Origin of the sequence: Spiroplasma endosymbiont of Andrena trimmerana (assembly GCF_964019575.1) — a bacterium.
In the GTDB taxonomy this organism is placed as follows: Bacteria; Bacillota_I; Bacilli_A; order Mycoplasmatales; family VBWQ01; genus Spiroplasma_E.
Genome location: NZ_OZ026455.1, coordinates 1097562 through 1109875 on the forward strand (window position 1 = coordinate 1097562; position 12314 = coordinate 1109875).

The following is a 12314-nucleotide window of genomic DNA, read 5'->3' on the forward strand; positions in this document are numbered from 1 at the left end:
TAAAAATATTTTTTAAAATTAAAACATTTTAATGTGTAATTTTTTATTTAATAGCAGCAAACCAGATTATATATTATTTAGTTAATGTCATTAATTGTTTATTATTAACGTTTAACTTTCAAGTAATAATGTATGAAACTAAATAAATTAAAATATTTATACTAATCATCAATGCAAAATATCATCAACGAAAAACAATAGGAAATGCGATTTTTGCAAAAGTTGCTAATAAATTAGAAAGTACCATTACTAAAGAAGGAACAATAAAAACAGCAACCAAACTACTCATTACCAATGCCGGTATTATTACCAGAAAGAAATTATAAGAAACTTCTAATGCCGTATAGCCTAAACTTCGTAAAATATTAATTAATATTAAATTATCACGAACACTAATATTAGTAACAATAACAATAATCATTAATGATAATATAACACTAAAAATACCAAAAAATGAAATGATTATTTGTAAACTATATTGATTATTCTTCATAATACTACGTAAATTACTAATATCATACACTGATGATAATGAAGTACTAATACCTTTACTTTCCAAATATCCTGAGTGTGAAATTTGTGCTAAATCAATATTATAATCATTTTTATTACTAATAATTGGTAAGTAATGTTTAAACTCATTATCAGTAAATTTGCTTAATTTACTATTAGCAAAATTATTTTCTAATAAATCACTTTTACTACCAAACAAAATCTCATTAAGTCAAAGTTTAGGCATTACTATTATTTTTGGATCTAATTTATTAATATAATCATAAGCAATACCAATTATATATTTTATTTGATTATCTAATCCTTTATACCTATAAATAACACTATTATTAAGTTGTTCTCCACCATTATAAACATTGGCAACCGAAGGTAAAGCAGAAGTAGCCATTGGAATAAATTGAACAGCACTACTATCTGGATTTTTAATTCCTAATTTTTGAATTAAATGATTACGAATATTAATAAATTGTTTATCTTGCCAATTATTAGAAACTTCCATATCAGCTAAATTTAATTTACTAAAAGTAGAGAAATCACTTATACTAAAATTTAGAGATAAAAAATCACTTAAACTATCATCAATACCATAAGCAGTTCTTGGTGCACTTCAATTTTTAAAAGATTCTTTTGATAAGGTTTGTGTATCATTATCAAAAACAGCACCAAGCTGATTAGGAAGTAACAGATTAGCCTTATCAAGTTCTAATTGTGTGTATGGTACTTCATACTGTTCATCATAAGGAATTAAACCAAAACTTACCAATAAATCAGTATTGTTTTTACCGTTATTATTGGTTAAATAATTAAATAATATTTTATTTTTTTCTAAGAAATCCTTAACTATTGGTGGAATCTTTGATGGATTAGCAGCAATTCACTGTTTTATTTTTAATAATTCACTACCCATAATATAACGATTTTGAACATTAATCATAATTGATTTATTAGGATTAAGAGGATCAAATCGTTTAATTGCCGCTAATAATTCTGGATATAATGAAATTTTGCTTTTAATATTATCAACACTATTAAATTGATACATTAATTTATTTTCGTTATTAATAAAGTTAGTTTTAATATTATCATCAAATTGATAACCATTTTGATAATTAAAATTAGTTCCCGCAAATTGTGAACCTAACATATTATTAACTAAACCACTAGCAGCAAGCGCAAAGAATACTAATGTTGCAGCAAAAATAATAGTAAAACACATAATTAATGTTTTACCAAAACTACGTAGTGAAGTAGTAACGGCCAACTTATTACGATAACTAAATCTACCAATCACATATCTTGCAATAAAAGTAAAAGTTGAACTAATATTTATTTTATATTTTTGTTTTGAAATATTATTAGTAATTAAATCTAAGGGTTTACTTCTTAATAAGAATAATACCATTAAAAAACTAATGAAAGTTAAACTAATGATTGGAATAACAAGTAATAAAATAGCGGTAACAATATTAAAGTACCAACCATAACTAATTAAGGCAACAGTACTAATATTAGTAATATAAATTAAATAATGCGCAACTGGAATCGAAATTAAAACACCAATAATAGCAAAAATAATTAAAGGAGCAATAATTGAAATTACTAATGATATACTTAACTGTCAACTTTTATATCCTGTTGCTTTTAAAATTCCAATTAATTTTTTATTACGATCAATCATTTTAAAAGTAATAATAAAAATAATAATAGTAGTCACAATAAAAATCAAAATTAAAAATAAACTAGAAATCTCTTCAATAACATTAATTCTATTATTAATGGAACTAAAAGATCATTCTTGCATACTAGTATAAAATCTAAGATTATTGATATTTAAAGGTGAAACTATTTTATTATAATCAATACCATTATTATAATATTTTGTACTTGCTATATCAGTAGGTGTTTTATAAGTTGCATGAAGATAATTATAAATTCATTCATTGTTTATTTGTGAATCAATATTTTTAGCCAAATCAGGATTAATACCTAAAAAAAAATCATCAATATTACTGCTAAATGCCTTTAAATCGGATTCAACTTTGCGCATCGTATTACCATTAGTAAAAGCGACAGTATTATTTTTTAAATCAAGTGAATTACCAAAATAACGACCAACAAATGCTGCTAATGAGCTTGTAGCATAACCACGAATAATAAACGTTTGTCCAGCAATTACATAATTTTGACCAATATGTAAATTATTTAGTTCAGCAAAATGTTTGTAAATTAAAATTTCATTATCTTGTAATGGTTTTTCTGTTAAACTTGGGCCACCATCTTTGACAATAATTGCTTTATTAACAATATATTCGGGTCCTGTTTCAATAAAAGCAAAATTTTTACTAGTAATTAATAAATCACGGACCATAACAGCATGTTGTCATTCAATATCTTTATATAACATTCCCATTGACATTATTTCATATAACTTAGCTTCATTTTTAATATCTATTTCACTATAGTTTCGATTAGCATATGACAATTGTCCCTTAAAATTATCATTATAAAACTGTAAAGCAGCTTCACTAGTAATCATAAAATTTGTTGCATTTTCTGGATTTTTTTCTGGATGTAATGGATCATATAGATATTGATTTAGCATATTAGCATATTGTTCTATCGTTGCTTTATGAATATCATAAGATGGATAATTAATAGGAATATTAATTTTAAAATCAATATAATTATGGCTAGTATCATTAAAAAGACTATCACCAATAGCAAAATATTCTTTACTACTAGCGTCCCCACCATGAAAAGTAAAACGATATATATCAGGTCTAGTAGCATCTGGTATTGTTAACTGAAAAGTAGCTTTTGCCATCTTTTCTTTATCAATAGTATTATCTTTTTGATAATAATTAATATTATTTAAATAAGAACCAGCTTTATCTTTTTCATTATATTTTCCATCAAAATTAACATATTCTACTGGTGAAAAAAATGTATATTGATCAAATTCATTATGAGCAATATCGTTAACATATTGTTCAAATAAATAATTATTAGAAAAATTTAATGATAAAAAGGCAATAATCATAATCATTACTAAAAAACCTAAACCAAACATTTGTAATAAATTGTTTTTTTGTTCACGAATATAATTACGTAATAATTTAAACATGTTTATCCCTTCTTATGATCACTTATTAATAAATTAGATTTTGACAGTTTTGCTAAAGCTGACTTTGCTGCTTCTTGCTCAGCTTTCTTTTTATTTGTTCCTACTCCTTTCCCCATTAGTATTTTATTATCTAAATACACATGAACAATAAAATAAGTAATATTATCTTTTTTAATTTGTTCCATAGTTTTATAATTAATAGGATCTCTTTTTTCTGCCTGTACTAATTCTTGTAATTTAGTTTTATAATCAATAATTGTTTCTAACTGATTAGTTTTAATCAATTCAAATAAGGTTAAGTCTAAGATTTTTTTCACTGCACTATTTCCTAAATCAAGATATACTGCAGCAAGAAATGATTCAAAAACATCTGATAAAATGCTTTCTCGTTGTTGCCCACCTGTATTTTTTTCACCATTTCCCAAAAATAAATAATCTTGTAATCCTAAAGCAATTGCCACTGCTGCCAATGTTTCTTGTCTAACTGCTTTACTACGTAAACTTGTTAATTGTCCCTCATCTTTATTTGGAAATAAGTGTCAAATGTAAGTTGAAATATTTTCCCCTAAAATCGAATCACCCAAAAATTCTAATCGCTCATATGAATAATCTAAATTATGTTCGTTTGAAAAAGAACGATGAGTAAACGCTTCACGATAATTACGATTAGATTTAATTTTTTCTAAAATACTCGATTTTAAAATATGTTCAATATTAATCATATTTTTCTCCTTAATACTTATTTATAAATTATAATTCTTGAATTTGTTTAGCTATTTTATTAGTAACATCTTGCTCAATAGCACGAATTAAAAGTTTTAAAGTACTATAATAAGATTTTTTATCACTAGATCCATGTGCTTTAAAAGCAATGCCATTAATACCTATTAATTGAGCACCACCTGTATTCTTATAATCAAAAGTCTTTTTAATATTTTTAAAAATACCAATTGACATTAAACCTAAAAATTTAGTTCATAAATTTTTTTTATAACCATTTTTAATTAATGTAAATAATAATGATGCCATGCCTTCAACTGATTTTAAAACAATATTACCTGAATAACCATCACAAATAATAATATCAACATCACCACTTAAAACATTTCGTGGTTCAATATTACCGTGAAAATTTAAAAAACTTAACTTTTCATTTTTTTGTGTTAATTGTTTTAGTTTAGCATATGTTGCTTTAGTTACTTCTGGACCTTTGCTTTCTTCAATACCAATATTTAGTAAACCAATTTTAGGACGTGAAATATTTTGAATAGTTTGACAATAAATATGACCCATTAATGCAAAATTAATTAATTCATCAACAGTGTTTTCAATATTTGCTCCAACATCCAATAATACTACTTGTCGATCTTTTATTAAAGTAGGCATAATTGGCATGAATGCCGGACGTTTAATGCCTTTGATTTCGCCTAATAAAAAATGACAAGCACCAAGATAGGCAGCAGTTGAACCCGAAGTTAGAATCCCATCTGCTTTTTTATTTTTAACTAACTGAATAGCTTGATTCATAGAAGAATCAGTCATTCTAATACCAGCGAGTGGACCATCATTCATAGTTATTACTTGGGTTGTTGCTAGTATTGTTATTCTTGATGATAATGGCTTATTTTTTAATAAAATCTGCAAGTTTCCATTAATTTGTTTTTCATCACCAACTAAACAAATTTCAACGTTTTTGAATTCTTTAATAACTTCTAACGCTGCAGCAATAGCGGGCAAACTACCATGGTCTGAACCCATTACATCAAAAGCAATTTTCATAGTTCCTCCTAAAAACAAAAAATAATTTAAGAAACCTTAAATAATATTATATTATAATTATTGATAGTTTAATTATACGTTAATTTTTTTAATTCCTTAAGATTAACAATCCAACTAATACTGCATTTATTTATTTATTTTTAAATATGAATATTTCATTATTTGCTAGTAAAAAGTTAAAAAACAATTTATCTCTAATTATTTTGATATTGATTTTCTAAATAATTGTTTTTATTTACACCAGTTTTTTTTAAAGACCAAAACCCTTTTATTTATTTTATTAATAAAAAAAACTTTAAAAGCAAAAAACTAATATAAATATAAAAATATCTTATCATAATTTTACTAAAATCAAAAATAATCAAAGAATTAAAAAAAATATTAAAACATTTAATAGTGTTTATTTTTATTTATAAAATAAACACTATTAATTTGATTATTATTCATAAAAATAAAAATAAAGTTAATTAAAAATAATTTTTATGTCAATATCGAGTGAAAATTTCCCAAAAATATTTATCAAAAAAAATAAAAAAGAAGTAAAATTTAACAAATAAAAGTTGCTTTGTTTTGAAAGTAAATATAAAAATATTTACTTTCAAAGGAGAACAAAATTATGAAATATTTTAGTCCAAGTTATTGATTTAAATTGTGAGTATTAACTGCTCCACTTTTAAATAATAAAATACAAGGTATTAATGGTAAGTCAATTGATAATTCAAATATTAAAAATTGAGTTAGAAAAAATACGACTAGTTTAGATTTAGTAAATCAACAATTAAATTTTGCAAGTAATAATCAAACAGATTTTATTATTAACAACCCAACAACAAATAGCAAAATAAATATGAATAAACATCGTCATGAAAAACACAGAAATCGATTAAAAAGAACATTAAATGGTAAAAACGAAATAAGGGGTAGTTGAGGTAAAGTAACTTGTTCATTTACACCAAAAACTTTTGAAGGAATAATAGCTGATTATCATTATTGAAAAGATAATCCTGCATGAGAACTTGGCGAAAAATTTAAAGAGGATATGATGCAACGATATAATTCTAATGATATTTCAATTACTGCAATTTTTCCATGAACATGAAAAGAAATACAACAAGTAGGTAAAACAATTTGAGATAATTTTTCAAAAATTGAAAAAGTATATACAGATAGTTCTAGAAAAGAACGTATAGAAATTGTACTTTATGAAAAACCATTTAATTGATTTGATTTTGAATCAGTAAGAATAATAACAGAAGATGAGAAATATTATCCAAATAATCGTCTTGATAATTTAGAAAATGATTTTCCAGATTGAAATAAAGATATAAAAATTAATTTAGGAAAAATTAATCATAACGTTGATAACGAAATTAAAAGTGCCATAAAGAAAAAATATCATAATTTTAAATTATCAGAAGTTTATTTATTGGATAAATCTAATTACTCACACTTTATTGGCTATTTTGAAAAAAAATAATTGTTGGTACTTTTAGTCCCTATTCTTATGGTTTGACAAAACCAACTTTTACCTATGTAACACAAGATAAATTTAATGAAATTTCAAATATTATAGCAAATGATTCAAAAGTTAAACAATGATTTGCACATATAAATGAATGAAATTCTACTTTACCACAAGCAATCAATAATTCTAAAACATTTAATCCTCAAGCATTATATAATTGAAAAAGACAAGAAAAAGAAATAATAAAAGGTTATATAAGAGATTGAAGTTATATTTCAACTTTAATTGAACATGAATTAAAGTTAGATGAATTAAACAAAAATATTCAAGGAATCAAAGCAGATTTTGAAACTTTAAAAAAACAAGTTAATGAACTTGACAACAGACTTCTAAATCTAGAAAATAAATCAAATTTAAATTGTGAAAACACATTAACTATTGTTAATGGTGCTTTAAATACTATTCCCATAATTGGTAATGTTGTTGGTGGTATTACAACAATGGCTTCTGGTGCTTGTGCTATTGGTGGTGTATAATTTTATTTTTTATATCTTTAAAATCAATTTTAAGGCATCAAATTTGCTGCTCGACAAACGATTTAAAATTTTATATAGTTAAGTATTCACAAAAATAATCTTTTATAAAAAGAATTTTATCTAATTTTAATTTGGTATTATTAGTATCCATATCTTCAAGGATGGTTTTTATTTGGTATATAAACCTTTTTAGTTTTTATCAACTCTTCTTTGATAATTGGTTTTGGTGCTATTTCTTTTAATTCATATATTTGATGATTATAACTAAGATATAACTCATTAATAAACGATTTAAGTACAATTACATCAGTTCTAGGTTGTATGTATTGAACTTTGCTATTTTTATAAGGAAAATACTTTTTACCATAATATGTTATAGTTGAACCACTATCCGTTTTTCTTTTAGAAAATCTTGAAAGATAAATATTTATTTCTTCTTGGTTTGGAGCTTTAATCATAGCAGATTTATTATTATCAATAGGTAAGGCAAATTGCTTATTAAAAATACTTATATATATTTTAAGAAATTGATTAGCTTCTTCTAAATTTTTAATTTTATTAAGTCTAAGTTCACTAATTAAGCGACTTTGAAGTGTTCCAAATAAGCGTTCGATTCTACCCTTAGCTTGTGGAATGGAAGTTCTAATAATTTCAACACCTAAATCATTACAAGACTTTTGGAATTGAGTATAAGTATCATTTTCCGTGTTTATTTTGCCAGCATCGATTTGTTTTTTATATCCAAAAACTGTTCTATTATCAGTATAAAATGTTTTTGGTATGCCATATTTAGTTAAAATTTGATAAAAAACATTATAATAACCATCTAATGTTTCTTGATGATCAAATCATAGTCCGACAATATTGCCTGTAGCATCATCAATTGCAGCATGTAAAAAAGCTTTTGGTTTATCCTTACCAAATCAATGATGATTACTTGCATCCATTTGAATTAATTCACCAAAATTTGTTCTTCGGTTTCTTGTAGGATGCAAGTTATTTTTCTTATTTTTATGTCTTTTTGGTGAAGTAATTTTTTCTTTAATTAATATAGTATAAAGTGTACTATATGAAATTTTAATTTTTTCTTCATTGTTTAATTTCTCATGGAAATGTTGAAAATTAAAATTATAATATTTGGTTTTATATAAATTTATAATCTTAATTTTGATTTCAAAATTTGTTGTTTTATTAGAAATTTTATTTCGGGATTTATGAATAAAACCAACTTTACCTTCTCTATTGAAAATTTGAATTAATTGGTTAATTCTTCTAATAGTTAGGTTAAGTTTATTCTTAGCTTGATGTTTAGATAATTTATTAATAATAATGTCATTTATAATATTAAACTTATATTTTTCTTTCATAGTCATGCTTCTTTCCATATTTATCACCAAGTATATTTAACTTTACTTTTGGGAAATTTTTGCTCGATAACTAATAGGAAATTATCACTAAATAATGACATAAAAATAATTTTTATTGTATTTTATTTTAAAAACTTTAGAATTTAGTTACTTCTTATTATATATCTAAGAAGGTATTGGGAAAAAATTAATAACACAACTAAAAACTTTACTTATAAACAGTAATTTTTTGGATATGATTTTAAAATACTTATAAATTGTTATAGTAAAACTAATTCAAAAAAATTAATACTACTGCTTTTGAGGATCTTGTAATATGATCCTTTTTAAAATATATAACTACTGTTATTAATAATAAATTAATATATATTAAATAAAACTTTTATAATTAAAAAGGAGTAAAAATGAGAAATTTAAAAAAAATAAAATTAACAAAAAATAACAATCGGTTTGGTGGAAAAACAAAGAAATGAAAAAATAATAAAGGAGAATGAGAATATAAAACTGAAATTAGAAATAAATCTAATGAACTTGATTCACTTATTTATGAATCCTATATGACAATTTATGACAAAAACAAAAATGATTTTAAATATTCAACTAAAAGAACTGCCTTTCCAAATAGTCAAATTATTTTTGAAATATTTTTAATTAAAAATAATAAATTATATAAACACGTTAAAAAATATGAAAACATTGACAAATTATCAGATGACCTAAAGAATAATAAACTTTTAGATTCCTCTCCTATCAAAGTTAAAGGAGGCGAAAAATCAAATCTAAAATATTATTATTATTTAGAAAACGCTACTATAAATTCTATTAATGCTAAATTGTAAAGGTAAGTGCAACTAAATTATTTTTCTATCCAAATATTCGATTGGTGAAAGATAATTTAGTATTTTTCTCGGTTTTTGATTTAAAGACAATATAAATTTATGAACTTCATTTTTATTAGTTTTTGAAAAAATAAATTTTTTAGGAAATTTTTCTCTAATTAAACCATTAGTATTTTCATTAGTACCTCTTTGTCAAGGTGAATATGGATTGGCAAAATAAATTTTTACATCTAAATTTTTTTCAAGTTGTTGTCAATTTGAAAATTCTTTGCCACGATCAAAAGTAATAGTTTTAACAATGTTTTTAGGAAGAATTGATAAATAATAACTGACATTTTTATTAATAACTTTAGTAGTTCTGTTTTTAACTAATATTGCTAAAGTAAATCGTGATACTCTTTCAACTAAAGTTATTAAACATGATTTGCTTTTACCTCGTGATGATACTATAGTATCTCCTTCTCAATGACCAAGTGTTATACGATCATTAACATTTATATCTCGTTCTTTAATTGATTTACCATTAAACTTGCCACGATTTTCTTTAGATTTTCGTTTTTTACCTTTTCTTCTTAAATTTTTACTAGTAACTTTATCAAGCATTCCAAAATAAATTCAAGTATAAATTGTTTTAAAACTAATAACTCATTCTTTATGAAAATTTTTAATTCTGCCATAAATTTGTTCAGGTGATCAACCTAATAGTAATTTTTGTTGTACATATTTTACTAAATTCTTATTTTTAAACTTATGAAAACTAATATGTGATTGTTTTCGATTTTCAGCTTTATTTTGTGCAATTAATGAAAAATAATGATTATTATCTTTATTTCTATTAATTTCTCGAATAATAGTACTAATACTTCGATTAAGATTTTTAGCTATTTCACTAATTTTAAATTTAAATTTCAATTGATTCTCAATATAAATTCTTTCATCTATGCCAAGATGTTTATAACTCATATAAAAACTCCTTACTTTTTTCTAAACTAAATTTAGCATTATGAAATTTTTATATGAGAATTTTTTGCAATTTTATTTACTTGCACTTACAAGTATAACTCAGCAATAATATAGATATGTTTATAAAAAATATTACCTCATTTAATCAAGAATTAAGTATTAATATTAATTATGATAATTTATTAAAGTTATATCAGTATTTAACATATATGCAAAAACTTATTGATAATCCTACTTCATCTAGCAATATTTCAATAAGTGCCAAAATTAAAAAAACATTACCTAATTTATTGTTAGGATTACTACTAGTTTATATTGCATTTACTGGAAAAAATGCACAAAGAATAATTTCTACATATATTTTTGATGAGCAAGAATATACATCAGAAGATTATCTTTATGGAATATTTCAAAATAAATAAAACTATTTCACAACATTCATTGATACTATTTTAACGACATTTTTTACCTCAGCAATTGCTGATTGATCAAGAAATACAATTTTAAATATAATCCAAAGTCAAAAAAGTAATCCAATAAATGATTTTAAAATTAAAAAAATTCCTATTGAACCATTTAAAAAATATAAGCATGAATTTTTAACCCTTTTATATGAAGAAAATGAAGTAAAATTAAAAAATAATATGACACGAATAAAACATATTAATAATTTAATAAAAAAACTTAATAATCTTCCAAAACCTACAGATTTTGAATATCATCCAAATTTTAAAAAAGAAGTTGAAAAAATTAGTGACTTTAATTGTTTAAAGAAGCCTATTGATAATACTATAATAAAAGAACTAACATCTTCGGCAAACAAAGTGATTGATAATTTAAATAAATTAAAAAAATCAAATTTAGATACTTTAGAATGAAAAGAAAGAATAAATTATTCATTATTTGATTTATTTTTAGAATCAGTAACATGACTAATGGCACATTCTATAATGACAGGTGCAATAGCAAATGCTATACAAGAAAACTTTAAAATAAGTGATTGAATTAAATATTTTACTAAACCAAATATTATATTAGCAAATACAATCACTTATTTTTCTATACGACCAGTTAATTCCATATTTAAATGAGGATTAGAAACATTAAAAATTAAAACTAATATTTGTCCTCAAATAATTTCAAACTGAATTACAAAACAATCAAATTATGGAAAATTTTCAATGGCAATTTTTTTATTTTTTTTCAATGCTGTTTTTACTAATATTACTAAAACAACAACACTACTTACTAAATATGAAGTTACAAAATCTCATGACCTACTTGAATTAAAATTAAAAAAATGAGAAACATGATTATTTTTTTTCTTAGCAACAGGTTCTCAAATGATTTCTCTTTCTATTTCAAATTTTTATAAAATTTTTAATTTTGAAACTTTAATAAAAAAAATTAGATATTTTCATAAACCAAACATAAGTTTACTAGAAGAAAAATTAATAGAACTAGAAAACAATAGTAATATTCCAATTTTTAATAAATCAGAAGTAATAAAAATACAAGACAGCATAAATGAAGTAAATAAGACTTATAAAGTAATATATTCAAATACAAAAAAAATTGATCCAAAGTTAATAAATAGCACTGATTATGATTCAGAACAATTTCCATTATTAAACAAAAAAATGATTTTATTTGCTTAATTCATAATATAACTTAAAAATATATTTTTTTTTAAAAAATATTTATACTAATTTATGGATATTTTTAAAA

At 22.9% G+C, this 12314-nt stretch carries 10 protein-coding genes; 5 read left to right on the forward strand and 5 right to left on the reverse strand.

The annotated features are described in order from the left end of the window. Window positions 1-73: 73 nt before the first annotated feature. The 3 genes from AACL03_RS06505 to plsX are packed head-to-tail and all read right to left on the reverse strand — an operon-like array spanning window position 74 to window position 5416. On the reverse strand, window positions 74-3637 hold the full coding sequence (locus tag AACL03_RS06505; protein WP_339039880.1) for an ABC transporter permease: 3564 nt from the start codon (window positions 3635-3637) through the stop codon (window positions 74-76). A gap of 2 nt (window positions 3638-3639) precedes the next feature. Beyond that, complete coding sequence (gene rnc / locus AACL03_RS06510) at window positions 3640-4359, reverse strand: ribonuclease III (RefSeq protein ID WP_174481262.1); 720 nt, start codon at window positions 4357-4359, stop codon at window positions 3640-3642. 28 nt (window positions 4360-4387) lie between these two features. Continuing rightward, entirely contained in the window at window positions 4388-5416 is a 1029-nt protein-coding gene (gene plsX, locus AACL03_RS06515; protein WP_174481261.1) for a phosphate acyltransferase PlsX, read from the reverse strand. A 616-nt stretch (window positions 5417-6032) separates the two neighbouring features. On the opposite strand from plsX, the gene AACL03_RS06520 reads away from it, so the two are divergent. Continuing rightward, window positions 6033-6893, forward strand: coding sequence for a hypothetical protein (locus tag AACL03_RS06520; protein WP_339038780.1), 861 nt, complete (start codon window positions 6033-6035; stop codon window positions 6891-6893). Between the two features lie 32 nt (window positions 6894-6925). Continuing rightward, window positions 6926-7417: a hypothetical protein gene (locus tag AACL03_RS06525; RefSeq protein ID WP_338980346.1), complete on the forward strand. Its 492-nt coding sequence runs from the start codon at window positions 6926-6928 to the stop codon at window positions 7415-7417. Between the two features lie 140 nt (window positions 7418-7557). On the opposite strand, the gene AACL03_RS06530 is transcribed toward AACL03_RS06525, so the two are convergent. Further along, entirely contained in the window at window positions 7558-8802 is a 1245-nt protein-coding gene (locus tag AACL03_RS06530; protein ID WP_339038837.1) for an ISNCY family transposase, read from the reverse strand. Window positions 8803-9188: 386 nt separating this feature from the next. Between AACL03_RS06530 and AACL03_RS06535 the strand changes: the two genes are divergently transcribed. Beyond that, window positions 9189-9623 (forward strand): hypothetical protein, encoded by a 435-nt coding sequence (locus AACL03_RS06535; RefSeq protein ID WP_339039881.1) that lies wholly within the window; start codon window positions 9189-9191, stop codon window positions 9621-9623. Window positions 9624-9635: 12 nt separating this feature from the next. On the opposite strand, the gene AACL03_RS06540 is transcribed toward AACL03_RS06535, so the two are convergent. Next, a complete protein-coding gene (locus AACL03_RS06540; RefSeq protein WP_339038665.1) occupies window positions 9636-10586 on the reverse strand; it encodes an IS30 family transposase in 951 nt (316 codons plus the stop codon). 116 nt (window positions 10587-10702) lie between these two features. Between AACL03_RS06540 and AACL03_RS06545 the strand changes: the two genes are divergently transcribed. Both AACL03_RS06545 and AACL03_RS06550 read left to right on the forward strand, forming a co-directional pair. Next, entirely contained in the window at window positions 10703-11008 is a 306-nt protein-coding gene (locus tag AACL03_RS06545) for a hypothetical protein (protein ID WP_339039882.1), read from the forward strand. Between the two features lie 222 nt (window positions 11009-11230). Next, window positions 11231-12244, forward strand: a complete 1014-nt coding sequence (locus tag AACL03_RS06550; RefSeq protein ID WP_339039883.1) for a hypothetical protein — start codon at window positions 11231-11233, stop codon at window positions 12242-12244. The last annotated feature ends 70 nt before the right edge of the window (window positions 12245-12314 follow it).